The sequence below is a fragment of the Microcoleus sp. AT3-A2 genome (genome assembly GCF_036705685.1).
In the GTDB taxonomy this organism is placed as follows: domain Bacteria; phylum Cyanobacteriota; class Cyanobacteriia; order Cyanobacteriales; family Microcoleaceae; genus Microcoleus.
Genome location: NZ_JAUBVF010000001.1, coordinates 227929 through 254158 on the forward strand (window position 1 = coordinate 227929; position 26230 = coordinate 254158).

Consider the following 26230-nt stretch of genomic DNA (forward strand, 5'->3'; position numbering starts at 1 on the left):
AACAGTCAACAGTCAACAGTCAACAGTCAACAGTCAACAGTCAACTAACTACTTCCCGATACCCTGATATTTACTCAATAAAGCAGCAAAGCGCTTGTAATCCACAGGCTTCCTCAAATACTCCGCCGCTCCCAATTCTAAACCCTGATTTTGGTCGTCCAAAAAAGTTATCATAATCACCGGAATCTCAGCCAAATCCGGATCGGCTTTCAAGGTAGACAGCACTGCCCAGCCGTCCATACTCGGCATCATCACGTCCAGAATAATCGCGTCCGGCAGCAACTCCTTAGCCAACAGTAGCCCCCCTTGACCGCTAGCCGACGATCGCACCCGAAATCCCTCTTTCGACAAGCAGCGGGTCATCAAATCCCGCGCGTCTGGATCGTCGTCAATCACCAGCACAGTAGCAGCATCGGGCAGATCCAGCGGTTGCGATCGCACAGCTTTTTGCTTCGCTTCAGTCGTCGCTACACTCGTTTCTAAATCCTCGCAAGACTTCGGCTGCATTTGTGCGATTTCTCGATCGTCCGGCACTTGTTTCGGGTTTGTAACCGCAATCGGCAACCGGATCGTAAAACTAGAACCGCAATCAAATTCGCTCTCAACCTTAATGTCTCCGCCCATCATCTGGCAAAACTTCCGGCTAATTGTCAGCCCCAAACCGGTGCCGCCGTATTTGCGGGTAGTAGAATCGTCCGCTTGGGTGAAAGCTCCGAACAGCCTCGACACCTGATCCTCAGTCATGCCAATGCCGGTATCGGTGACTTGAAAGACGATCGAAGGCTGTTGACACCGAGAAGGATCTGCCGAGAGTTCTTCGGAGTTGCCGATCGGCAAAACCTTCCCTTCTTCCTTCCAAACATTAATCGTAATTTTGCCTTGATCGGTAAACTTAGCAGCATTGCTAGCCAAATTCAACAGCGCTTGTCGCAGCTTCGACGAATCGGAGTAGATCGTGCCAATATTGCGATCGCAATTGACGATCAAAGTATTGCCATTTTTCCCTAGCATTGGTTGAACAGTAGTGACAACCTCCTCGATCAAATTCCACACCTCAAAAGTCTCCAAAAAAAGAGTCACCTTTCCTGCTTCAATTTTAGAAATATCCAGGATGTCACTAATAATGGTGAGCAACTGCTTGCCTGCCATATTAATGCTTGCCAAATCCATCACAAACTCTTCTTCGCCGAGTTCCAGAGCCTCTTCTTGCAGCAGCTCGCTGTAGCCGATAATCGCATTCAAAGGCGTCCGCAACTCGTGAGTCATATTTGCCAAAAAAGTGCTTTTCGCCCGGTTGGCAGCTTCGGCAGCATTCTTAGCAACTTCCAATTCCTCCGATCGTTCCTCTAGCTGTCGCTGCCGCACTTCCAAACCCTTGAGCAAACTGCTGATTTGCTGAGCCATTGTATTGAGAGTAGAAGATAGCACCCCGATCGCGTCATTAGAAACCACCGGCGATCGAGCCGTCAAATCACCGCTGGCCATCTGTTCGGCAGTTTCCCGCAGCAAGCCGAGATTCCGAATAATTGCTGACACCGACACAAAACCCCCTATCCCCGCGATCGCACTCAAAACCAAAGCCCCCAGCAGCCAGTGCTGAGTGCGGCTTACCACTGCCAGAGTTTGCTGCACCAGCACCGCCATTGCTGCCTCAGAAACCCCCGCCGGAGCTGAGGCAGCCTCTATTGCCAGCAAATAGTTCTTCATCTCCACAGAACCCATCCACCCGACTCCCACCGCCATCCAAGTTATCAGTACCAAGATGACAAACAGCCCGCTCAAAGAAGCCCGAGTTCCCAAAGAAATCTGCCTCGGAGCAAATGCCGCCGCCCAAGGATAGGCTTTGAGAAAAGGATCTGGCGGAACCGGTGCGCCGGAATTCCAAATCTCCTCAATTTGACCGTCCACCCTCACCTTGCCAATCCGCACTGTTTTCCAAATATGCTGAGTTTGGGCATCTATTTTTACCTTGCCCGAAGGCGCTGCAAACTCAATATTTTTAGCAGCCGCCCTGACTTTAACCACATTTGTCGAACCCGCTTTTTCTACTGCTTGCTTCCAGAGGTAAACGCCCAAATAAGCAGCTTCGATCGGGTCATCCGTGACTCGATTTTCCCCGTATCGGGCTTTATAAGCCTTGACAAATTTACGATTTTCCGGTGTATCCACCGTTTGAAAATAGTTCCAAACCACCAAATGTCCAGCAATATTGGACGGCCCGATCGCCCGCACTTCCTCTTCTGCTACGCTGACCGACATCACGGGCAAATTATCGGGTTTCACGCCAGCTTCCCGCAACTTTTGGAAAAAAGCCACATTGCTGTCGCCGTTGAGAGTGTTGAGAATAGCATCTGGTTTCACTGCTAAGATATGTGCGATCGCCTCGCCCACATCCCCCGAACCCAGTGGCAGATACACTTCCCCCGCCAACTCTCCCCCCTGTGCCGCCAGTTGAGCTTTCACAATCCGATTTGCCGTCCGGGGAAAGATATAGTCCGAACCCAACAAAAAAATTTTCCGCTTCCCCTGTGCCAGCAAATAATTCACCCCAGGCACAATCTGTTGGTTCGGGGCAGCACCAGTGTAGAAAATATTCGGACACTGTTCTAGCCCTTCATACTGCACCGGATAGAACAGCAACCCGCTGCCGTGATCGAAAGCCGGCTGTACAGCTTTGCGGCTCGCCGAAGTCCAACAGCCAAATACCACTGCCACCTGCGCTTCTAGGAGCAATTGCTTAGCTTTTTGAGCAAAAGTTTGCAAATCGCTGGCTCCATCTTCTATAACCGCTTCCAAGGGGCGTCCGAGCACCCCTCCCGCGGCATTAATTTCCTCAACAGCCAACAGCGTCGCATCTTTAACTGAAATTTCGCTGATGGACATCGTGCCCGTCAGGGAATGCAAAACGCCTATTTTGATCGGCTCACGAGTCGGGCCGGCTGCTTCGAGAGGGTTACTGCTCCTTGCTCCCATAGGGTTTTAGATAATTTTTACCGAAAAATGGGGTTTAAAGCCCCGCACTTAAGTGCGGCTTTTATCTAGGACTTTCCTTGATAAAAAGTGCTGAGGTTTCATATAATCATATCATGATAGTAAGAAAAGCAAAGCTAAAAAATGGAACGAAAGACCAATACTGTGCACTTCATGAAGCCATCCGAACAGGCGAGTTCATTAGAAACAAAGCTGTCAGATTTTGGATGGACAACGCAGATGTTAGTAAACCCATCTTGTACGCACTCTGCAAAGATATTGCCGGCATAGCGCTTTCGTGAAAAACCTCTATTCAGCCGCCCATCAAGCCAGTGCGGAACGCGCTTGGGCTTCTATATCTAGCTTCTATAGCCGCTGTAAAAAAGGCGAGAAAAGGAAGGGTTATCCCAAATTCAAAAAGCATTGTCGCTCTGTAGAGTACAATGTGTCATGCTGTAAACTAAGCTGTTGCACATTTAAACAGTGATACAAGCATTACCCTGCTTTTTGATTTTTCGCTCCCATTCAATTATTAATTGTCCTTATTTTAAGAGGATCTGCCATAAATACTTTAGCTATTCAATAGATGTAAATAGCATACTATTGGCAATATATTCTTTGGTCTAAGCGCATACTAATTCAATTAAGTTATAGCCGGGGCTGTATTTGGGGACAAATTATAAATAAAGATTAGGGATTTCTGTTTCATTTGTTTCAGGTACTCTTCTTTATTACGAAAACGAGCCTTATCAAGAAAGATCACTATTTTTGCTTTTTGTTAGCCACTTGTGAGGCTTGACCACCTGTTTTTACCCATTCATTAGATCGTTATAAAACTTCTTAGCATTTTATAAAAATTATGTGAATTACCTTTATTGATTAACTCTACCCACTTTTTTTATCTGAATACCTCACTCCTCCCATTAGATTAACTCTTCCCTTTTTTCTGTCTAATATGAAATTTTTTCTGATGCCTTTTTTACACCATTTCTTTCTTCTGGTGACTCTTAAACAAAATCTAATCTCGTCGCAAAACTATACCTGTAATCTTTCGGGTGTTGATTTTGCTATTTTTAAATATTAGGCTATCTTTATTTTAAAAGCTGTTCTTTTTTCGGGATTTCTCTTGGAATCTAGACTAGACTTTGCCCAAAGGTAAACATACTTTTTTTTCTTTAATTTCCTCCGAACTTTTCCTCCACTTAATTTTGTTCTTGTGGATTTCTCTAAGTATATTGCTAATCTCTGCGCTGTCCATCTGACAAAATCATCTCCTAATTCTTGAGAGTCTCTCTCTATGGTTGTTAATAATATTTCTATCAATCCCGATTTCAACAGTGTCGGTAATTGAAAATACAAAGAATTGCCACTGCCCGTCGGCATGACAATCATCATATCCCGTTTTTGTAAAGCAGCTTCGACAATTTCCTGAGTTGGTTGTTGGGTTATACACTATTCCATGCTTTTGGACAACAAATACACTGAGTACGATCGCACAAAATTCGTTACGCAGAGAAACCGATACTTTTAATCGGGGTTTAGACGGATAGTGATGGGTAGCGATAATGATGGGTTTGGGCCCTCACAGAAGTCACCCCTAAATGGAAGGCCCTTATCAACAACAGAATTTTCTATTTTACTTTAATTCGTTACATACCCAGATTAGATGGTGAATTAATTGCTTTAATTGCTGCTACAAACTAACAGTTATCAATATTTGTTGACAATGTTCGGAATCTGGACTTCACCAATAAGCGTCGAAAATTGATGGTTTTTGAATCCTGAATGTAAATTTTTGCGTATATATACGTATACCGGACACAACAACTGGCTCGCCCAGCTTCACATAATCTTAACAAATATCCGTATAATTACGGTAGTTTTATAAAGATTACGTAAAGATTGCCCTTAAAGGTAGCCAAAACCACGATTTTGTAAGTTAAACTGAGAGCCAGCCAAAACCACACTTACGTAATCACCACAAAATCCTGAAAAAACGCAACTTTATATATCCTAAAGGCGTTGAAGGGATGCCGTAACTAAGAGGTGTTAGTCGGACATATCGACAAACAGTTTTTAAGCCAACTAGGTTGCAACTAAACCAATAAAAATAGCTCATAGCCGGGTTAGTTTTCATTCAAGAAAAATGAAATAAATTTTTGACAGGGTAAGTTATGAAAAAAAATTTAGGGGTTAAAAATCAAATTTTTAAAACCCCAGAAGCCTGGGAAAATTTCCCGGCTATTCAGAAAATTTTCGAGGAAGTCGGTGCAGAACCGACATTAGTGGCGAAATTAAATACAGCCTGTGAAATTTGCGAGTTTCAGCTCGGAGATGAAATCACTCAATATCAAACATCAGATAATAGCAACAATTTCGTTAAAAAAGAACAGAGCGATCGCAATTTTTATTTGGTTTGCGAGGGAAGAGTCAGGCTGCTAGCGGTAGAAGCGTCTCAACAGCAGGAGATTTCGGCGGTGGTACTGGAAGTCGGAGCAATATTTGGGACAGAAGACTTATTTATTGAAAACGTACTTCCTTACAGAGCAATTGCGGCCGGTACTTGCCAAATCGCTCGAATTGCCGCCACCACATTGCAGCTTATCTTAGAAGAATCCCCGCAACTGCAACAGCACTTGCAGCAAGAATTTAAACAGCGACAGCGGTTAATATTTTTCAAGACACAAACAGATTTGCGATCGCTCCCTCCCCACCAACAACAGATTCTGTGGCCGCACTTACTTCCTTACATAGAAGAAAGCCGAATTCCGGCCGGAGTTTCCCTCGCTGAGCACTGCCAAAACTCCAACGATCATTTTTGGCTCCGCAGCGGTCAAATTCAAGGTCAAGCACCGCCAATTATCGGCAGTAACTGGGAATATTCAGACATAAAGAGCGACTGGATAGCGGTAAAAGACCTGCTAATTTACCAGCTTAGCAGGGAACAGTGGGAAATCGCTAAAGCCACAATTAGTTCCGAAAGCAATTCCCGCCCTAAAATCATCCGCAAACCTCCAATTTTAAGCTTAGTAGCGCCGCCAAAAGATGCCAGCTCTACCTCAAAAACCGAGCCATCAAAATTAACCGCAGTTGCTCAGCAAAAACCCCCAGCCGGAATCATCAGCTTTCCCAAACCCAAGCAGCGGCGCTGGTTGAGCAGCAGGCACCCATTCATTCAACAACAGAGCGCAGCAGATTGTGGAGCTACTTGCTTAGCCATGATTAGCGAATATTGGGGTAAAAAATTCAGCCTAAATTACTTACGCGAATTGGCAGAAATCGGTCGCAGTGGCGCGTCACTCAAGAGTCTGGCAAAAGCAGCGGAAAGGATGGGATTTCAAACCCGTCCCGTGCGAGCTTCTTTAACTCCACTGCGAAATCAAAATCCCTGGATTGCTCACTGGCAAGGCAATCACTATGTGGCAGTTTACCGCTTTAAAAATCAACAAGTTTTAGTGGCTGATCCGGCTGCGGGCAAGCGGTGGATGAGCATTAAAAGTTTTACCGAAAATTGGACTGGGTACGCCCTAATTTTAGACCCGACAGCGGAACTATACCGCAATCACACTGCCGAACATCAAGGCATCAAACTTAAAAATTTTGTTGGCATAGTCTGGCCCTACCGCGCTGCGATCGCCCAAATTCTGCTCCTCTCCTTGTTGCTGCAATTATTTGGTTTAGTTACTCCCCTATTTACCCAAGTAATTCTCGACCAAGTGGTTGTCAGCAAAAGCATAGTAACTCTGCACGTTTTTGCGATCGGGCTGCTGCTGTTTAGTGTTTGGCGATCGCTGTTGGGTGCAACGAGACAGTATTTGCTGGATTATTTGTCGAACCGGATTGACCTGACTTTAATTAGCGGCTTTATCAGTCACACTCTCAGTTTGCCGATCAAGTTTTTTGAATCTCGTCAGGTGGGCGATATCTTGACGCGGGTTCAGGAAAATCAAAAAATTCAGGCATTTTTGACTCGCCAAGCTATTACGGCTTGGTTGGATGCTTTGATGGCTGTAGTTTACATCGGACTGATGGTTTACTATAACTGGCGTCTGGCTTTGTTGGTGCTGGCGTTGATTCCGCCGATCGTGATTTTGACTTTAGTGGCAACTCCCTTTCTGCGAAAAGTGTCGCGAGAGATTTTTACCGAAAGTGCCAAGCAAAATTCATCTTTGGTGGAAATGATTACTGGGGTAGCGACGGTTAAGGCAACTGCTGCTGAGCGAGAAATGCGCTGGCGCTGGGAAGACCAATTAACTTCCATGATTAATGCTAAATTTCGCGGCCAGAAGTTGGCTAATTCTTTGCAGGTAATTGGGGGTGGGATTAATACTTTGGGCAGCACGGCTTTGCTGTGGTACGGGGCAATGCTGGTGATTCAAGACGAGTTGACGATCGGTCAATTTGTCGCTTTTAATATGATGATTGGGAGCGTGATTTCTCCTGTGCTGTCTGTAGTGGGACTTTGGGATGAGTTTCAAGAAGTGCTCGTTTCGATCGAGCGTTTGGATGATGTATTCTCTGCCCAACCTGAAGAAAGCCCTTACAAGCCAATGCTGGTGCTGCCTCGCATTCAAGGAAACGTCAAGTTTGACAATGTTTCTTTCCGTTATGCTCAGGATGAGGAACGCAATACGCTGCAAAATCTTTCCTTTGAGGTGCAAGCTGGAGAAACTGTGGCAATTGTCGGCCGCAGCGGTTCCGGTAAGAGCACTTTGGTAAAGCTGCTGCAAGGTTTCTATTATCCAGAAAAGGGGCGGCTGACAATTGACGGCCACGATATTCGCCACATTTCTTTGCAGTCGCTGCGAGTTCAGTTGGGTGTTGTTCCTCAAGATTGTTTCTTATTTTCGGGAACGATTTTGGAAAATATTACGCTGTATAAAAACGGAAATGATGCTGCTTCTGCAAGCTTGGAACAGGCGATAGAAGTGGCGAAGCTAGCAGAAGCTCACGCTTTTATTCAAGATATGCCGCTGGGTTATCAAACTCCTGTGGGGGAAAGGGGAACGAGTTTGTCTGGGGGTCAGCGACAACGAATTGCGATCGCCCGCGCTCTTTTGGGTGATCCCCGAATTTTGGTTTTGGATGAAGCAACTTCTTCGCTGGATACCGAATCTGAGCGCAGGTTTCAGCAAAATCTCGCCCGTATTAGTCGCGATCGCACTTCGTTTATTATCGCTCATCGGTTGTCTACGGTGCGTAATGCCGATCGAATTTTGGTTCTAGACAAAGGCATTTTAGCCGAACAAGGCAACCACGACGAATTGATGGCTGAACGCGGACTTTACTATCACCTCGCTCAGCAACAACTCGATATTTAAGTCATTAGTCATTAGTCATTAGTCATTAGTCATTAGTCATTAATCATTAGCAACCAATATAAGACTAAATATCATTTTTACTGGCTCCTGACTCCTAATTTCTGACTCCTGACTGATAGCTCCTAACAACTCCCAACTGCCAACAGTCAACCGAATAATCTAGAGGAAAGACAATGTTTTCAGAAGATGCCAAAGAATTAGGTCACGCTCCTAACGAAATAGGCGAAGTTTATGGGGGCGTAGCTTCAAGGCAAGAAAACGAAACCCGAAAAAAAGAGCGCTCTTTAGAAGTTGTCGAATCTCAAAATCGCTCTTCTCAAACTAATGACGGTATCAATATTGCCAAGTTACGGCAGCCTGATGCGAATAATTGGTCTACTTCTTTGCACTCGGTACTCGACCAGCCACCAGTATCTTTTCCCCAGCGGTTGATATTAGGAGGAATAGTTTTTTCCGTAGCTTTTGGAGCGTGGGCAACTTTGGGAAAAATTGACGAGGTTGGTCATGCTCAGGGCAAATTAGTTCCCAAAGGCGCTGTTTACAAAATTCACCCGACGGATACGGGAAAAATTATTAACCTCGCTATCAAAGAAGGTCAAAAAATCAAAGCTGGACAATTATTGGCGGAATTAGACCCGTCGAATGCCCAGAGCGAGGTGGAGCGTCTTGAGAAAATTTTGGACGCTTATCGAATTCAATTGGTGCAAGAGATGAGTTCGATCGAGAGAACTAAATTGGAAGTTGAAGCGAGCCAAGCTATTGCTGCTGCAGACCAGCGGGGGGCTGAAGCTGCGATCGCCCGTGCTCGCGCTTCAGCCGCCACCACGCAGTCTCAAATCGAGCAATTGCAAGCAGATTTAGTGTCTCAGCAAGCGCGCAAGCAACAGCTCAAACCTCTGGAAAAGGATGTGCAAGACTTACTCTCGCAACTCAAAACAGATATTAACTCCCAGGAAGGGCGGCGCGATCAGGTGAAACCATTGCAACGCAAAAGTCAAGAATTGCTGGGGCAATTGCAAGCAAAAGTGACTGCTCACAAAGAGCGGATCGCGCGTCTCAAACCTTTGGTAGATGAAGGAGCACTGTCAAAAGACGTATTGTTTCAAGCTGAGGAAGCTCTGCGAGAAAGTGAAAATGCGGTGATTAGAAGCCAGTTGGGGGAGACAACTCAAGCTGACGATCGCGCCTTTGAAGTCGAGCAAACAGTTCGCGACAGACAAAGTGCTGCCATCAGGAGTCAACTGTCTGATGCAACTGGGGTTAAGGAAAGGTTGTTTGAAGTCGAGCAAAATTTGCGCGATCGAACTAGCGCCATTTCTAGAACCCAAGGTGAATTAGCCCAACAACTCGCAGAAGTCGATCGACTGCAAGCCGAAGCGGCCAGCAAACAAGCTGCAGCGCGCCAAATGCAGTTAGAAAAAGAGCAAAAAATTCAGCAGTTGGAAATGCAATTAAATCAAGTCAAATCCAAAATTGCCGAAACCCAAACCCTGCTCGATCAAGCCAAAAATCAGCTCAAACAAAGATTTCTCTACGCACCCGTCAGCGGAGTGATTTCCGCACTCAACATTCACAACAAAGGCGAAGTAGTTCAACCGGGTCAAACTATTGCAGAAATGACTCCGAATCATGCTCCGCTAGTGCTGGAAGTCAGTTTGCCGAACCGAGAAGCGGGATTTGTCAAAACCGGAATGCCGGTGCAAGTCAAATTTGATGCTTTTCCTTATCAAAATTACGGTGTGATTCCGGGAAAAGTTTTATCTATTTCGCCGGATGCCAAAACAGACGAGCGATTGGGTGTTTTTTACCGGGTGGAAGTGAGTATCGATCGAGACTCAGTGAAAGCCAAAAATCAAACCTGGAAACTCAAAGCTGGCCAGACAGCTACTGCGGAAATTGTCATTCGCCAGCGCAGCATAGCCGACATTTTGCTTGACCCTCTCAAGCAGCTACAAAAGGGCGGCATGAGTTTGTAGAAATGAGTCATCAGTCAACAGTCATCAGTCAACAGTTAACAGTCAACCAATTTACACAAAACAGGATAAAATAATGAATTCCCAATTTCACCATTCTGCCAATCATTCCCAAGTTGGAATCAAACCCGAACAATTGGATGAGATAATTTCAGCGATTCTGGCAGGAAAGTATTCTTGGGCTTGTTTTTTACTTTTGCGGTGCACGGGTTACAACCCCCTAGACTACATCCCTTACCGTACTTCCAACCGCTTACTGAAGGAAAACAGTCAAATCAGCAAGTCGAGTAAACCGGAAACTAAGCCTGCATTGGGCAAAATTGCTGATTTAGATTATGTGGAAGTGGTGAGGGAAAAACGAGCCGGAGTTCGAGGGGGTTATGTAACTGAGGCTTTTAGCGAGTTGCACCCAGATACCGCAGGTTTTGGACTGGAAGTCAAGGAAGGGCTATGTCTCTCGACGCCGACGGTTGATGTTGGACATCAGGGCTTTTTTGCGGGATTAAAGACACGTTGGTTGAATTTCACGGGCGAGTAAATTAGTTGCTCGAAACAAAACCCGATTGCGGGCGTTGGGTGTACCAATTTTTTGGTTGACTCACCGCGGGCGATCGGGTTTTTGAGTATCGAAAATCCGCGCTTTCGATAAATCTGCCAAAATGGCAACCTTAGCCAAAGTAATTACTTTATACTCAGAAACTCGATTTTAGCTATTGTGGATTTATACTGCTTTGCGATCGATTTTAATACAGTTAGCCCTCTGTTTAGGCAATGCCCATCCTCCGTAAGTTGATTGAGTAGCCTCCCTTTTTCGTTGTCAGTCCCTGTCAAAATTAATCTGCCAAAATGGCAACACAGGTCTGATTAGCCTAGCTATATTAAATACAGAACAACCAAAGGTTGCTTCTAGCAAACAACTCACAAGCAAAAAGGAGAAAAGCCATGATTATTTCCGATCTGAACTACTTGGAAACTGCTGAAACTTCTGATGTAGTTGGTGGTATCTTTTTCGGCAACCTCGACTCCTATGTCGACGCCAGACTCAATGTTAAGGAACGCTTTGACGTAGACAAGATTTACACGCAATTTGTTGACATCAAGGGCAATCTAGCGACAGCTCAATCTGAAGCTTTTGGGAAAAACACCTCGACCCAAATCTTTACTACTGTTGTAGAAGGTAAGTATTCTGCCTCCACTGGATTTTCGGCTGCTAGCTAGGATAGAACTCCAATTCATACAGAACAACCAAAGGTTGCTTCTAGCAAATAACTCACAACCAAAAAGGACAAAAACCATGATTATTTCTGACCTGAACTACTTGGAAACTGCTGAAACTTCGGGTGTAGTTGGTGGTATCTTTTTCGGCAACCTCGACTCCTATGTCGACGCCAGACTCAATGTTAAGGAACGCTTTGACGTAGACAAGATTTACACGCAATTTGTTGACATCAAGGGCAATCTAGCGACAGCTCAATCTGAAGCTTTTGGGAAAAACACCTCGACCCAAATCTTTACTACTGTTGTAGAAGGTCAGTATTCTGCTTCCACGGGATTTTCTGCAGCTAGCTAGCATATAACTCCAATTCATCAAGTCACTTGGCAATTGGAATAAGTGGGTCGGCAGAAACAATTTCAACTGTTTGGTAGTAGGGCTTCCGAGCTCAAGCCCTACTAATAAATTAATACAGATACTTGAGGTTTCCTTAAATAGTTTGGTTAGTTTTGGCCGCCTTACTTAGATGATTTATGTAGGTAATTAATTTGCTTTTAAACAAATAATTAACTGACGAAACCTTGTTTCAAATAGAGCCGTAGGCAATTACTATTTACGACTCACAAATTTAGGATTTATCCAATTTTATAATCAACAAAAATTGGTTTAAAACTCATGACTGACTATAAAGTTGTTGTCAAACGCATAGTCTCACCCGATGGTAAAGTTATTGCTGAGGCGAAAAGCGTAGTCGAAGCATCTGGCGACGATCGAGGTGAAATTAGTCAAAGCGTTTCTGTAAAGGTTTCATCTGCTAATAGATCCAGCAGTTACGCCAAATCGAGTTCTAGTAGTTCTTCTTCATCTAGTTTTAGCAGCACTTTCTCAACATCTAGTTGCTCTAGTATATCTTCAATTTAATTAATGAATTTAGTCTGCTAAAAACTTCTCGTGATACGGCCATGAAATATTGCTTAATCATCTCTGACTTAAGTTATTTAGAACCCATTAACGAAAGCGAAAGCACAGTTGTAGTAGGTGGTGGCAATGTTTACGCTGATACATTCGCCACAACAACAGCCGAGCCTGGATATGCGATCGCTGTTGCAGGTGGACTTGCCATTGGTAATCAAACTTATACAAATACTGTAACCAACACAACGGTTAAAGACTTGGGTAGTCTGGAGTATAGTAGAGCTAAGGCAACAACCACAGCCTATGCAAAGACTGGAAACCAAACTGCTTCATCTACATTTCGCAGCACTTCTATTTCATTTTTTGGGCGTTAATAATCTCACCCGATAGGAAGAGTATGGATAATGCTGGGTTTTAGACATCCTCTCAGGAGGATTAGGAGGATCTAGTCTTAACAGACAAACATGGGGAGTATAATTGGTGAGGGAAAAATCATATGCAGATTGATAAAATTGATAATTTTGAAACATTTAATAAAATCCGAGAAAATTGGGATTCTGTATACGCTGCAGATCATCAGGCTCAGTTCTTCTTATCCTGGATTTGGTTATCTAGATGGTTGCAGATGGTGCATGAGCCGTGGTTCATATTAGCGGCAAAACCAGATACCAAAGATTCATCCTATGTTGCTTTTTTTCCTCTAAAAATTTTATTAACCCACCAGGATGGAGGCGGCTTTGAAACTGAAATCTGCATGGCAGGAAATAGCATAGCAGATTACACAGGACTTATTTGCCTGCCTGGTTATGAAGAAGAGGTAATTCCTGCTTTTGCTGCTTACATCCAGCAAAAGTTAGTATGGTCTAGTTTCAATCTAAAAAGTATTCTAGAAACAGATACACGGATGTCTCTCTTCTTGAGTAATTTTTCTGCCGATAGTTTTGAACTCACTCAACTCCGCATTCAAAGTGTGAATGAAGAAGAACCCGATATTTATCTTGCTCCTTATGTTTCATTACCAGATGACTGGGAGCAATATCTGCAAAACTACGTCGGTGTCAATACTCGTCAAAAAATCAGACGCTTTTTAAGGAAAGTTGACATATCTGATGAGTTTTATATCACCCAGGTTGACGCAGACAATTTGGAATCTCATATTGAGATACTACTCAAATTCTGGGAGTGCAGATGGAAAAAGCAAAAAGGGGATAACTTTGACGTAATCATGGGTTACAATCGCCTTATTTTACGTCATTGTTTTGAACATAACTGTCTGTATCTTTCGGTTATGTGGAAAGGAGACAGACCTTTAGGGGCGATCGCCAACTTTGTTGATTTTCAGCAAAAATCCATGCTATTTGTGATTACAGGTCGCGATCAAACCTTTAAAAATCCTCCACCAGGGCTTATCCTCCATGCTGATGCAATTCGATACGCGATTCAAAATGGCTTTAAAGTGTACGACTTTTTAATTGGCAATGAGGAATATAAGTATTCTTTTGGAGCTAAAGATCGGCACATTCAGCATATCGTAGTCAAAGACAAGAATCGCGACAATAGACAAGAGGATGTTAGGGATCTTCTTCCTTTAGCACTTAATCTCGCTGTTCGAGATCATCGATTGAACCGACTCACCGAAGCTGAGCAGGGATACCATCAGATTCTGGAAGCTCAATCAAATCACCCAGATGCACTCTATGGACTGGGAGTGTTGATGAGGCAAAAAGGCGAGTACCAAACTGCCGAAAACTTACTGAAAAACCTGCTTCAGGTTCAGCCCAATTCTATCAAGGCTTTATTTAGTTTGGGGAATTTATATCAAGCTCAAGATCGGTTATCCGAGGCGATAGAAGCCTATCATCAAGTCTTAGCTCTCCAGCCTGATGCGATCGCCGCATACAATAACATTGGCTATGCTCTACAGCAGCAAGGCCAATGGGAAGAGGCGATCGCCTACTATCAAAAAGCACTAGAACTAAAGCCTGATTGCGTTGAAGCTGAGGTTAACTTAGCTAATGCGCTTCATGCTCAAGGAAAGCTATCCTTAGAGAAACAAGCTCATTATGCGGCAATGAACAATGATTTAGGCTCCAAATGTAAACAAGTAGGCGATTTAAAAACAGCGATCGCCTACTATCGACAGTCCATCTCTATGAAACCAGATTTAGCAGAGGCTCACGATAATTTGGATCGGGTGCTGCAAGAACAAGATGAACATCAAACTGCAAGTACCTGCGATCGAAAAACTCCCATACCTGCCTAGTCCGCAAATGAGTTTTGATTAGTTTACAAAGGAGGAGCATTATGTTGATATATGATTTGTCCTACATCGAAAATGTTTCAGAAAACAAGTTGATTTTAGGTTGTGCTTCATTGGGAATAGATGCCTTTTAATCAGTAGACAGTGGAAACACTTTGACTGCTATAGACATTATTTTTAGAAACAAAGGTAAAGTTACAAAAGCAACGGGTACAGGAACAGCTATAGCGATTGGCACTAATCCTCTAGCTGATGTTGATGTTTACTACGCAGGCTTTGATAAAGTCAAAGTAAAAATTAAATCAGGAACAGGATCAAACTATGCTTTTGAGACTGTTACTGTAAAGGCGATGGACTTGCCACACTAGCTTTGATGGCTTGTAGTAAGGGCTTAAGTTCTTTTTAGTTTTTAATGATTGACCACTGCGTCACGGGTACGAGGGGTTTCTGGCCGAGGAAAGAGCCGATCGCCCCAACTCGCTGAATGCCAATTCTAATTACTTCCGCATCATCGCAGGTGCAGGGCGATCGCGATCGCCCTGCACCTGCGATGACTCCGAATCCATTCGATCGCGATCCAATGGATGCACCCATATCCCACAGCAACTCTATAATTTCAAACAAATCTGCCAAATTGGCAACACAGCTCTAATTAGTCCAGATATATTTAGATACATCGAAAGGAAGGTGCTGTTTAAATTTAAACAGACATTTTGAGGGTGATGGCGATGGCTAAATCAAACGCCCTTAGCCAGCAATGCCGATCGCCATCGCCCAGATTGGGATTGGCAACAGTTTTGTCTCCCCCTACTTTCGGGACGGATCAATGTTAATTTATTAAAAACATTTCACTCTTTAATCTGAAGTCAAGAGAAATTGCTTCCCACTATTCAAAATCATACATTTTTATTGGAAATTGGAGTGTCTCTATTCACGCAACTGCTTTTCGTCTTTACAGATAAAAGGAGATAAATCGCGATGCCGACCTTAGATTCACTAGCTGCTGAGCCCTTAAATACTGTTGGAAATAGCAATAGTTTAAGCACCTTAAATTCGCTGACGAATAACCCTAGTGCCGGCAGCAGCAGTTCCAGCAAATCTAGTGCCTTCGTAGATAACAGTGGCGCAGGCAGCACCAGCAGTGCGACAACCACTTCCCCTACAGGAAGCATTACCAGCACTGAGAGAGCCTACGCTGCGGGAGCCACCTCTAGCAGCGGGAGCGCAGAAGCTTCCACTTCTTCCAGTGAGCGTCCGACCACCTACGACAGCAACGGCGACGGATATTGGCTCGGCACCAGCGACAGCGATGTGATTATATGCGATAGCGGGATCGATCGAATTTTTGCAGGAAGCGGCGACGATATTGTCACAGCTAACAGAGGTGATGATGCGATCGATGGAGGCGATGGCAACGACACTTTGCGGGGAGGGAAAGGTCAAGATTTGCTGATTGGCGGCAACGGCGACGATTTTCTTTGTGGCGACTTCGGCACCGATACATTGATTGGAGGTAGCGGCGCTGATACCTTTGCCTTTAGACCCGAAACAGCTAGTGCAGCAGCTAATCCATTGTTAGCCGATCAAGTCGTTGATTTCAATCCCGCTGAAGGCGATCGAATTGGGCTGATAGGGGGACTTTCGGTAACAGACTTGACACTCGTCGCGTTTGATACGGATGGTTCCGGTACGACAGACGCGACTCTGGTCAAGTTTAGTTCAAATAATGGCGATCGAATTTTAGCTGTTGTTTTGGGAACAGTCAACGCAGCGGGTGCAACAACTTTGAGCAATGCTGATTTTATTAGTTTGCCAAATGACATCTTGTAGCTAACCGTTAACCGTTAACACCAACTACCCCGCAGGAATCTTTAGGGGATGAAGTTAATAAAGTTATATAGGTGGAGAGAGAAAGATGAAGGACTTTTACGGGCCATTGATTGAAGCAAGTGAAATCATCGAACAACTCAGACAAGAGATGCAATTAAAAACCTTTAGTCAAAAGGTTTTGCAGAAAAAAGTTATTGAGAAAGCAGCCCGGGAGCGGGGGTTAACTGTGACTCCCGACGAAATTCAAGCTGTGGGCGACCAACTCCGCCGCGAGAAGCGTTTGGAGAAAGCGGCGGATACGATTGCTTGGCTGGTCGATCAGATGATTTCGGTAGAAGATTTAGAAGCCGGAATTTGCGAGCGGCTCCTCAGCCAAAAACTAGCCGAACAATTATTTAGCAAAGAAGTAGAAAAGATTTTTCTTCAAAACAAACTGCAATTTGATCAAATAATTCTTTATCAAATAATTGTTTCCAACCCCCAGCTTGCTCAGGAACTATTTTATCAAATTCAAGAAGGAGAGATCAGCTTTTTTGATGCTGCTCATCTTTACGACATTGACGAAAATCGTCGGCATATATGCGGTTGCGAAGGCAAGGTTTATCGGTGGGGTTTAAAACCAGACATAGCCGTCGCCGTATTTAGCGCTAAACCCGGAGAAGTGATTCGTCCAATTGAAACAGATCTAGGATATCACTTGTTCCTGGTTGAAAAGTTTCTCCCGGCGGAATTAACCCCTGAACGGTATCAAGAAATATTGCACAATCTGTTTAACGAGTGGTTGGCTAACGAGGTCAACTATTTGGTGTACAGTTCTAAAGTGTAGAAACTTAATTTGTCGCCCTCAAAAACCCATATATATAAATTTGCCGCAACCACATACAATGCTAAAATCTAGGGTGCTTCTGGGTAAACAGAGAGACCTAATCTCGTTTCCGGCTGCATCAATATTATTCAATCATTGGGGCGGTGCATGAGTGTAAATAGTCTCATGCGTGTGGATTTAAATATTGCTCTATCTCAGGCATCCTATTACTTACATAAAAAGTGATCTGATGAGGTAATTATAGCTCAATAAGGTTTCGTTAAAAAAGTAATTTATCGCCTTCGCCGCTCACAAAAATTGAGAGCTGAAGAAAGTCTCGGTGATTGCTTCGGGGTTTCTTAGTAACCTCCCAACTGGGCGAAACATAGCGAACAATGACACCCTTAGCTAACCCCAGTTTACTGACTTATAGCGCTCTTAAAATTACTTTTAAAATTTGAGTTTTGCCAACCCCATATACGCCAGCTAGCAAAGCCCAATGGAAAAAATGTATCGGTTAAAAACGCCACTCTAATATAGAGATTATTCCAAAAAGCTACTTTTTAAATTCTCATTTTTCCCTCCTCTCTATTAATTATCTGCTTTCATCAGAGTTCATCTGCATACATCTGCGGTTAAAAACCGACATAATTTTGCCGCCACCAAGCCCGCACAAACTTAATCTCCTCAAACGTATAACGTTCTTCCAAAAAATCATAAATTGCTCTAAGTTTTTCATCCCCCATAACTTCAATTGCGTACACTATCGCCTGCTGACGTTCCGATTCAACCAACAAATTTATGTCAACTTCTCTGCCCATTTCCATCAATTCTATCAGATGCCCAGAAATAGTATTAGGACTCATACCCCGCGCATTGGCGATTCCTTGAACTGTCAAACCTTGTCGGTATAATTCCCAGGTTTGCATCTGCGAATAAGACGCAACGTTGGAAAGATTGGGAAGATTAGCGACATCAGAAGATGCAGCACCACTTGGCAATCCTTGTTCTTGGCAAAAAGTGCGAATTGCCTCCAAGAAAACTTTACCGTACTTATTTCGCTTGTTGCTACCAACGCCGTAAACTTCCTCAAATTCGGTGAGATTTTGCGGGCGTTTTTCTGCCATATCTCGCAAGCTTTTATCGGCAAAAACTACGTAAGGTGGCACAAATTGTTCGTCGGCAATTTGTTTGCGTAGCGTCCGCAGTACGGTAAATAAACCTTCTACTTCTACTGCCAAAGAACGAACCTTCCCCTGTACTTCCCGTTGGGGTTCAATGGCGATTTCAACTATGCGCTGACGTTTCATAATTTCCCAACTTTTTTCATTCAGTTTCAAAATGGGAAACCCGTCTGTTTTTTCGTCTAAAAAACCTTGATTTAACAGGGAGCGACTCAACTTTTTCCATTCGTCAGCACTTCTATCTTTGCCAATTCCGTAAGTAGAAAGTTGGTGGTGCTGGTATTGCAATATTTTTTGATTTTTTGAACCGCGCAGCACATCAATAATGTGATTCATTCCGAATTTTTCTTGGCATCTGGCGACGCAAGATAGAAATTTCATTGCCTCAATCGTCCAATCTTCTACTGGTTTTTGGTTGCAACAGTTATCGCAAGTACCGCAGTTTCCGGGGAATGAATCGCCAAAATAACTTAACTGGATTGTGCGACGGCAATCGCTGGATTCTGCATAGTTGATTACTCGACGTAATTGTTGGCGGGCAATTCGTTGTTCTTGCGGATCTGGTTTTTGCTCGATGATGTATTCGATGGTTTTGACATCGCCGTAGCCGTAAAATAAGCTGCAATGGGCGGGTTCGTTGTCTCGGCCTGCGCGGCCGGATTCTTGATAGTATCCTTCGAGATTCTTGGGTAAGTCGTAGTGAATTACAAACCGCACGTCGGGTTTGTTAATTCCCATGCCAAAGGCTACTGTGGCTACCATTACTTGCACGTCGTCGCGAATGAAGCGGGTTTGATTGGTTGCGCGATCGACATCGTTCATGCCGGCGTGGTAGGGTAAGGCTTGGATGCCGCTTTGTTGCAATTTATAGGCAACTTCGTCAACTTTTTTGCGGCTGAGGCAATAGATAATTCCCGAACCGCCTTTTTTTTGGATAATTTGCAAAACTTCGGCAAAACTGTGCTTGGTTTTGGGGCGAACTTCGTAGTATAAATTGGGGCGGTTGAAGCTGGCGACGTGGATGTAGGGATTTCGCAGAGTTAGCTGCTGGATGATGTCTTGGCGGACGCGCTCGGTGGCGGTGGCGGTTAGTCCCATAATGGGAATGTCGGGATATCGATCGCGCACTCGCTGCATTTGCCTGTATTCTGGTCGAAAGTCGTGTCCCCATTCCGAAACGCAGTGGGCTTCGTCGATCGCAAATGCCGAAATTCCTAATTTATTTGCTACTATATCTAAAAACGGTAAAAATCTCTCACCGAGCAAGCGTTCGGGTGCAACATAAAGCAATTTAATCTTACCTTCGAGAATTGCCGTTTCACGCGATCGGGTTTCCTGAGAACTCAAAGTGCTGTTGAGAAAAGTCGCCCCAATTCCATTATCCTGCAAAGCTTCCACTTGGTCTTGCATCAGAGCAATTAACGGCGAAACAACCACCGTCAATCCCGGTTTCAACAGTGCCGGTAATTGAAAACACAAAGACTTGCCACCGCCCGTCGGCATGACAATCATCATATCCCGTTTTTGTAAAGCAGCTTCGACAATTTCCTGCTGCCCCGGACGGAAAGAGTCATAGCCAAAAAAATGTTTAAGAGCTTGTTCCAGGGACAGTGGCACAGAAGATATTGGCGGATGAGACGCTGACATTTGCAGTAGTTGGTTGTTGGCTTCTCAACTATTCTATGCCTTTTGAGGACAAATACAGTTACAATAATTGAGAATCTCAATTTAAGCAGAAAAACTGATGCCGAAAGCAATTTGGAATGGTGCCGTTTTGGCGGAGAGCGACAAGTGTGAAATTGTAGACAATAACTATTATTTCCCCGCCGATGCCATCAACCGTGAGTATTTCAAGGACAGCAGCACTCACACTACTTGCGGTTGGAAAGGTGTTGCTAGTTACTACAGTGTCGAAGTCGGCGGACAAGTTAATAAAGATGCTGCTTGGTACTATCCAACTCCGAAAGATGCTGCTAAAAATATTGCAGGATATATTGCTTTTTGGAAAGGAGTTAAGGTAGAGGCTTAAAGCAATTTTGAGTTAAAAAATGGGGCGGAGTTTTTGCAATTTTTGCGCTTAACCCGCCCCTTAAAATTTTAATCCTTTTCCCAAGCTGCGACAGCTTCCGAACCCAAACCACGACGAACAACAATCGGTTCGCTTGCTGTCAAGTCGAGAATAGTAGAAACTTGATATCCTGGATCGGAACCGTCATCGACAATGACATCCACTAACTTGGACAAACAGTCAAAAAGTTCAGCTTTGCCAAAGCTTTCTGCTTTGGCTGCAGGCACTGGTGCTGCACCTTCATCATCAGTGGTAATGTGAGCGGATGTTGAAATAATCGGATTTCCCAAAGCTTCCAACAGTGTAAAACAAAGCGGGTGGTCGGGAACTCGAATTCCCGTGGTTTTGCGTTTTGGGGTCATTACCAACCGTGGCACTAACTTGGTAGCTGGCAGCAGAAATGTGTAAGGCCCAGGTATTAACCGCTTGATAATTCTGTATGCTTCATCGCTGACGGCTGCATAGTCGGCGATATTTGACAGAGAGGAACACAAGAACGTTAAAGGCTTATCATTGGATAGTTGCTTGATCTTCCTGACTCGTTCTACTGCAGACTTGGAGTTGATATCGCAGCCGATCGCGTAAACTGTATCTGTCGGATAAAGCATGACTGCCCCATCTTTCAGAGCTTTTTTAATTTTCTCGATCCGGTCTCTTTGGGGTGCAACTGGATGCACTTCGTAAATAGTTGCCATGTTAAGATATTGCAGGCTAAGTGGGCGATCGAAATATCGAGTGAAACAATCAATGCTAAAAATTAATTGTTAACAATGAATAAAATAGCTTATTTTGACTGTCCAACCGGCATTGCTGGCGATATGTGCATCGGAGCTCTCATCCACGCCGGCGTTCCTTTAGACTACCTAATCGAAAATCTCAATTTGCTCGGCATTTCGACAGAGTACCAGTTGCGGACGGAATTAGTCCACCGGAATACTCAACAAGCAACTAAATTTTATGTCGATTTAGCTGCGGATTTGTCGTTAAAACCCAAAAATCCCGCTACCGAACTCGATCCCTCGGAAACGGAATCCCCTACTTTTGACGCCCGCGGCCACCATCATCACGGGGAAGAACATTCTCACAGTCACGGGGAAGAAGATGCCGAAATTAGCCACACTCATCATCGCCACTTGCCCGAAATTGAGCAAATCATCGTCTCTGCAAAATTGCCTCCGCGCGTGGAAGCTTGGAGTTTGGCCGTATTTGGTAAATTAGCAGAGGCAGAAGGTGCCGTACACGGTATCCCCGCAAGCGAGGTTCACTTTCACGAGGTGGGGGCGACGGATGCAATTATTGATATTGTCGCTACTTGTTTGGGTTTGGATTGGTTGGATATTCAGGAGTTTTACTTTTCGGCGATGCCGACTGGTGGCGGTACGGTGAAGGCTGCACACGGCCGATTAGCGGTGCCGACGCCGGCGGTGATGCGGTTGTGGGAAACGCACCGCGTGCCGGTTTATAGCAATGGGATCGATCGCGAATTGTGCACTCCTACGGGAACTGCGATCGCCTGTACTCTCGCCTCTGCTTTCGGCCCGCCACCGTCGATGCAAGTTCAGGCGATCGGTTTGGGTGCAGGTTCTCGAAACCTGGCAATTCCTAATATTTTGCGCCTCTGGATTGGGGAGAAGTCAGAAGGGGAGAGGGGGAGAGTGGGAGAGTGGGAGAGTGGGAGAAAGACGGCTACTAATTCCCCATTCCCGATGCCCAATGCCCAATGCCCAATGCCCAATTTCATAGAAACTATTACGATATTGGAAACACAAATTGATGATTTGAGTCCGCAGGCGATCGGCTATGTTTTTGATGCTTTGTTTGCCGCCGGAGCTCTGGATGTTTTCACTGCCCCAATTGTGATGAAAAAGTCGCGGCTGGGGGTTTTGTTAACTGCGATTTGTCATCCCGAATTTCAGGATGCTTGCGAAGCTGTGATCTTTCGCGAGACTACTACTTTGGGAATTAGGCGATCGACTCAACAAAGAACTATTTTACATCGAGAAATCCAGACAGTTCAAACAGAATACGGCGAAGTCAAGATAAAAGTTGCGAAGTCGGGAGAAACGATGGTTAATGTACAGCCGGAATATGAGGATTGCGCGGAAATTGCCAGACTTAAAAATATTAGCTGGCGGGAAGTTCACCGCTTGGCGCTGCAAAGTTGGTACGATCGCACTTAATCAATTACAGTGACTTACATGAGGAATTTAGTCCCTGACGGGCTGACAATCCGTCAGACTCAGCAGGCTTGTGGAATATCTAAATCAGAGGAATCCAAACCTCTGATATCATGTCGGGTCGATTACCCCTAATACGATAGGGGCGGGTTCACGAAAAATATGTGCCAATAATTGACAATCTCAAAAACCCGCTCTTTTAATCGCTTTTTCTTCAAGCTATTCTAGAAACATACTTGATTCCCGATCGCATTATGGTTGCCTTACCCGATCGCCTATCGATGAGCGTAGAAGAATACCTGGCTTGGGAACCCACCCAAGAGGAACGTTACGAGTATTGGGATGGCGAAGTCGTCGCCATGAGTGGCGGCACCCGCAATCACAATCGAATTGCCTTCAACTTCTCTAAGCTCCTGGATGATGCCCTTGTCGATCGCCCTTGCGAGGTGTACATCGCAGATGTAAAAGTCCAAGTGGAACCAGGACAAAAGTATTTTTATCCTGATGTTGTAGTAACTTGTGATGACCATGATGACGATCCGCAATTAGTGCAATTTCCTTCCTTAATTATCGAAGTTTTATCGCCTTCCACAGAAGCAGCAGATCGCGGTCTTAAATTTGCTAAATACCGCCAATTCTCAACACTGCAAGAGTATGTCTTGGTGCAAGTTGAACAGCCCGGAGTAGAGATATTTCGGCGCAATCAACAGGGGCAATGGGTTCTCTACGAGTATGGTTTGGGCGATTCCTTGCAACTTGAATCGGTGAATCTAGAAATTGCGATCGCCGATTTATATCGCCAAGTACAATTCTCTGAATAATTCCGCTGTCAAGGGATTTGATATTAATTATTCTAGCAATTTTTTTAATTATTTGAACGAACCGCGAAGACGAGAAGAGCGCGAATAAAGAACAGTATCTTCTTCTTTCTCCTTATTCGCGTCCGCGTGCCTCGCGGTTCATTTAATCTTACTCCAGATTCGTAAAAACCCGGTTTCTGGGCCCCGATGCGTAAGTCCTATTTAAACAAACTGACCCGTTGGAGTCGATCGCACCAGACGAATTCCAATCACCGACGGCATAGGCGAACGACGCCGATCGTTCTCAATATTACTCGGCCACAAACTGCCGCGAGACACACTCCGAGTCTGATTGAAAACAGCACCGTTCAAATCCAACATTTCAATTTGCCGACTCAGTACAGTACCATCATCGATCGGGCAATCTTCTCCAGGATGCTGCACCGAAAGCAACAGCGTATCTCCCACAAAAGTCGGCCCCGTCATTTCGCACCGATTCGGGCCGTAAGCAAACGGAATTACTGTTCCTGCATTCGGGCCGGAAGTCGGAATGTAAAACAGCCAATTGTTGCCGAAAACACCAGTCAAATCTGACACATTTCCAGTCTTGTTGTGGTCGATCGTCGTTGGCTTTCCACTCGCACCCACATCAAAACCGTTGTGCGTGCTCGTAGACATATCAGTGACGGCCCAAATATTGCCTTGAGCGTCAAAATCCAAATTGTCGGCACTAGCAAATCCCGACCCACCTACCGAACCCGCTTCTCCGCCTTGAGCCAAACGTTGCCAGCGGAACGTCAAACCTGCACCGTCGGGACTGTCTTCAATTATTTTGTAAAGTCCTCCCGACTGCTGGGTGCTGTTGACGGCGCTACTGTATTTAGCAACAGTAAAAATGCGAGAATCTGGATAGCCGTCGCTTCCCGGTGCGGCGTCAGTATAAGCAATGAAAACTTCCTTAGTAGTAGGATTAACTTCCAAATCTTCCGGCCGCGCGGTCGGGGTGCCACCAATTAAATTAGCAGCTAAGAAAGCATCAACTAAAACCGCACCTTGGCTGCTGTAGAAATTAGCCAGAGTTTTATTTTGGTAGCCCGGAAGTGCTGTTTCTTCATTGGTTGTATCTACTACAAAAGAACCGCCGTCTTCGGTTTGACCAGCAATTCCGGCGCGTTTGGGCAAGCGAGTAGCGGCATCTCTTTGAGCTTTGCCAAAACTTGCTAATTCCGCCTCGCCAACTTTAGAAGGACGCACTGGATTTGTCTGGCTATTTATAGTTAGTGGCAGCCATCTTCCAGTACCGTTGCGGTTATATTGGGCCACGTACAAAACCCCATCTTCAAACAAGCGGCTGTTGGTTTTATCTGCGGGATTTGTGACACTACCGTTGCTGACAAATTTCCAGGTGTGTCCGCCGCGCCGATCGTCCCCCATGTACACTACTAATGTGCGGCCGGCTTCGGCGCGAATGGCGACGTTTTCGTGGCGGAAACGGCCCAACCATGTGTGCTTCCGGGGGCGGAAACTTGGATCTTGAGGATCGACTTCTACCATCCAGCCGTATTTTTCGCCGACTAAGCCGAATTCCTCACCCGTAGTACCCTTGGCGTAGCCAGTTTGGCCACCGTTGGGTTTGATGTTTTCCTGAACTCCCACGAAGAATAGTTCGCTACCTTGAAAATTTTCTTCGGCTGAGAGGATTGTGCCCCAAGGGGTTGTGCCGCCGGAACAGTTGTAAGCTGTACCGATGATGCGGTTGCCGAGTCCGTCGGTGTTGACTTGCGCGAAGACTTGGGTAGCTGCAGGGCCCGTGCCCGTGAGGTACTCGTTATCCCCTTGTCTGGTTCCCCAGGAGGTGACATCTTTGTATTTGTCGGTACGCTGGCTGTTGATTGCGAGGCCGGAAAGTCCGTGGATACGGCGGTTGAGGGAGTCGCCGGCGATCGCCCCAAAGCGTCCGTTGGCTTGTTTGGTGATGCGGACGATCGAACCACCCATATTGTAAAGAAATTCGCCAAGGGTAGCCTGATTTTTTACAGATAAGTCTATACCGAGGACGGCGCGATCGGTCGCCGGAAATGATGCCAAGTCTGACGGCAATTCCGGTGCCACTTTCGACATCGGGAAGGATACGTACTCGTGGTTAACCCAGAGATAACCGTCGTCACTGCTGCCGCGAAGGCCTACAAAGCCTGTGTAGTCGTTGTTGTAGCCGAAATAGTCTGCCGGATCGGGAAAAACTCGATCGCCCCAGCGGAGAATCACATACCGTTCGTATTCCGGCGGTACAACCACATCGTCAACAACGTTGTAGCTGGTTAATTTAGTATTCTGCGAGGCAGGCATCACGGTTCCCTGTCCGTTTAAGCCCGTCGGCATAAAGCTGGGAAGTTCTCGATAAATCGGCAGCGGGTGGGGCAGTCTTAACGGAGTGAAAGATAGCGGAACTACAGCTTCGGCCGAGGTGGAATTGATGCCGAATAGTGTTTTAGTTAGTTGAGGGGCAAGCACAGTGGTAGCTGCACTGCTGCCGAAGAAAATTAGCAGTTGTCGGCGAGTTATTTTAGACATAAATTCCTTTTCAAACCAACATCTCTAATCTGATGATTCCGTATGAAACTATATCACTGTTCAATTAAGGGAAGTTAACCTCAAGGTTAATTAAAATTGGGAGATATTTAGGTTAACAACAAGTTAAATATTGTAATGGGCAA

General features: G+C 45.1%; 20 protein-coding genes. 14 read left to right on the forward strand and 6 right to left on the reverse strand.

Translation table 11 applies throughout. From position 1 onward, the window contains the following. Positions 1-48: 48 nt before the first annotated feature. Both urtA and QUB37_RS01035 read right to left on the reverse strand, forming a co-directional pair. A complete protein-coding gene (urtA, locus tag QUB37_RS01030) occupies positions 49-2973 on the reverse strand; it encodes an urea ABC transporter substrate-binding protein (RefSeq protein WP_333158247.1) in 2925 nt (974 codons plus the stop codon). A 1077-nt stretch (positions 2974-4050) separates the two neighbouring features. Beyond that, entirely contained in the window at positions 4051-4365 is a 315-nt protein-coding gene (locus QUB37_RS01035) for a winged helix-turn-helix domain-containing protein (RefSeq protein WP_333158249.1), read from the reverse strand. A 779-nt stretch (positions 4366-5144) separates the two neighbouring features. Between QUB37_RS01035 and QUB37_RS01040 the strand changes: the two genes are divergently transcribed. The 9 genes from QUB37_RS01040 (at position 5145) to QUB37_RS01080 (ending at position 15020) form a co-directional block, all read left to right on the forward strand. Beyond that, positions 5145-8291 carry a peptidase domain-containing ABC transporter gene (locus tag QUB37_RS01040; RefSeq protein ID WP_333158251.1) on the forward strand — a complete coding sequence of 1049 codons (3147 nt, stop codon included), beginning with the start codon at positions 5145-5147 and terminating at the stop codon, positions 8289-8291. A 173-nt stretch (positions 8292-8464) separates the two neighbouring features. Then, a complete protein-coding gene (locus tag QUB37_RS01045; protein WP_333158253.1) occupies positions 8465-10267 on the forward strand; it encodes an HlyD family efflux transporter periplasmic adaptor subunit in 1803 nt (600 codons plus the stop codon). A gap of 73 nt (positions 10268-10340) precedes the next feature. Further along, positions 10341-10802, forward strand: a complete 462-nt coding sequence (locus QUB37_RS01050) for a HetP family heterocyst commitment protein (protein WP_333158255.1) — start codon at positions 10341-10343, stop codon at positions 10800-10802. 404 nt (positions 10803-11206) lie between these two features. Continuing rightward, positions 11207-11482: a hypothetical protein gene (locus QUB37_RS01055; protein WP_333158257.1), complete on the forward strand. Its 276-nt coding sequence runs from the start codon at positions 11207-11209 to the stop codon at positions 11480-11482. A gap of 76 nt (positions 11483-11558) precedes the next feature. Next, entirely contained in the window at positions 11559-11834 is a 276-nt protein-coding gene (locus QUB37_RS01060) for a hypothetical protein (RefSeq protein ID WP_333158259.1), read from the forward strand. 318 nt (positions 11835-12152) lie between these two features. Continuing rightward, complete coding sequence (locus tag QUB37_RS01065; RefSeq protein ID WP_333158260.1) at positions 12153-12398, forward strand: hypothetical protein; 246 nt, start codon at positions 12153-12155, stop codon at positions 12396-12398. Positions 12399-12439: 41 nt separating this feature from the next. Next, positions 12440-12766, forward strand: a complete 327-nt coding sequence (locus tag QUB37_RS01070; protein ID WP_333158262.1) for a TonB-dependent receptor — start codon at positions 12440-12442, stop codon at positions 12764-12766. Between the two features lie 122 nt (positions 12767-12888). Further along, positions 12889-14655 carry a GNAT family N-acetyltransferase gene (locus tag QUB37_RS01075; protein WP_333158264.1) on the forward strand — a complete coding sequence of 589 codons (1767 nt, stop codon included), beginning with the start codon at positions 12889-12891 and terminating at the stop codon, positions 14653-14655. Between the two features lie 152 nt (positions 14656-14807). Next, positions 14808-15020, forward strand: coding sequence for a hypothetical protein (locus tag QUB37_RS01080; protein ID WP_333158266.1), 213 nt, complete (start codon positions 14808-14810; stop codon positions 15018-15020). Between the two features lie 34 nt (positions 15021-15054). Here the strand turns inward: QUB37_RS01080 and QUB37_RS01085 are convergent, their stop codons facing one another. Beyond that, the gene (locus QUB37_RS01085) at positions 15055-15285 is read right to left on the reverse strand and encodes a hypothetical protein (protein WP_333158268.1); all 231 of its coding nucleotides are present in this window, start codon (positions 15283-15285) and stop codon (positions 15055-15057) included. Positions 15286-15630: 345 nt separating this feature from the next. Here QUB37_RS01085 and QUB37_RS01090 point away from each other — a divergent pair, with 345 nt between their 5' ends. Together QUB37_RS01090 and QUB37_RS01095 are read left to right on the forward strand one after the other, a co-directional pair. After that, on the forward strand, positions 15631-16482 hold the full coding sequence (locus tag QUB37_RS01090; RefSeq protein WP_333158270.1) for a hypothetical protein: 852 nt from the start codon (positions 15631-15633) through the stop codon (positions 16480-16482). Positions 16483-16567: 85 nt separating this feature from the next. Next, the gene (locus QUB37_RS01095; RefSeq protein ID WP_333158272.1) at positions 16568-17308 is read left to right on the forward strand and encodes a peptidylprolyl isomerase; all 741 of its coding nucleotides are present in this window, start codon (positions 16568-16570) and stop codon (positions 17306-17308) included. Positions 17309-17922: 614 nt separating this feature from the next. Here the strand turns inward: QUB37_RS01095 and recQ are convergent. Then, entirely contained in the window at positions 17923-20118 is a 2196-nt protein-coding gene (gene recQ / locus QUB37_RS01100; protein ID WP_333158274.1) for a DNA helicase RecQ, read from the reverse strand. Between the two features lie 97 nt (positions 20119-20215). Between recQ and QUB37_RS01105 the strand changes: the two genes are divergently transcribed. Further along, on the forward strand, positions 20216-20500 hold the full coding sequence (locus QUB37_RS01105) for a DUF427 domain-containing protein (protein WP_190738299.1): 285 nt from the start codon (positions 20216-20218) through the stop codon (positions 20498-20500). 68 nt (positions 20501-20568) lie between these two features. Here the strand turns inward: QUB37_RS01105 and QUB37_RS01110 are convergent, their stop codons facing one another. After that, positions 20569-21234: an L-threonylcarbamoyladenylate synthase gene (locus tag QUB37_RS01110; protein ID WP_333158276.1), complete on the reverse strand. Its 666-nt coding sequence runs from the start codon at positions 21232-21234 to the stop codon at positions 20569-20571. 75 nt (positions 21235-21309) lie between these two features. On the opposite strand from QUB37_RS01110, the gene larC reads away from it, so the two are divergent. Together larC and QUB37_RS01120 are read left to right on the forward strand one after the other, a co-directional pair. Beyond that, complete coding sequence (gene larC / locus QUB37_RS01115) at positions 21310-22719, forward strand: nickel pincer cofactor biosynthesis protein LarC (protein ID WP_333158279.1); 1410 nt, start codon at positions 21310-21312, stop codon at positions 22717-22719. A 251-nt stretch (positions 22720-22970) separates the two neighbouring features. Then, on the forward strand, positions 22971-23537 hold the full coding sequence (locus tag QUB37_RS01120; RefSeq protein WP_333158281.1) for a Uma2 family endonuclease: 567 nt from the start codon (positions 22971-22973) through the stop codon (positions 23535-23537). A 201-nt stretch (positions 23538-23738) separates the two neighbouring features. Here the strand turns inward: QUB37_RS01120 and QUB37_RS01125 are convergent, their stop codons facing one another. Continuing rightward, the gene (locus tag QUB37_RS01125) at positions 23739-26087 is read right to left on the reverse strand and encodes a PhoX family phosphatase (RefSeq protein WP_333158283.1); all 2349 of its coding nucleotides are present in this window, start codon (positions 26085-26087) and stop codon (positions 23739-23741) included. Positions 26088-26230 lie beyond the last annotated feature (143 nt).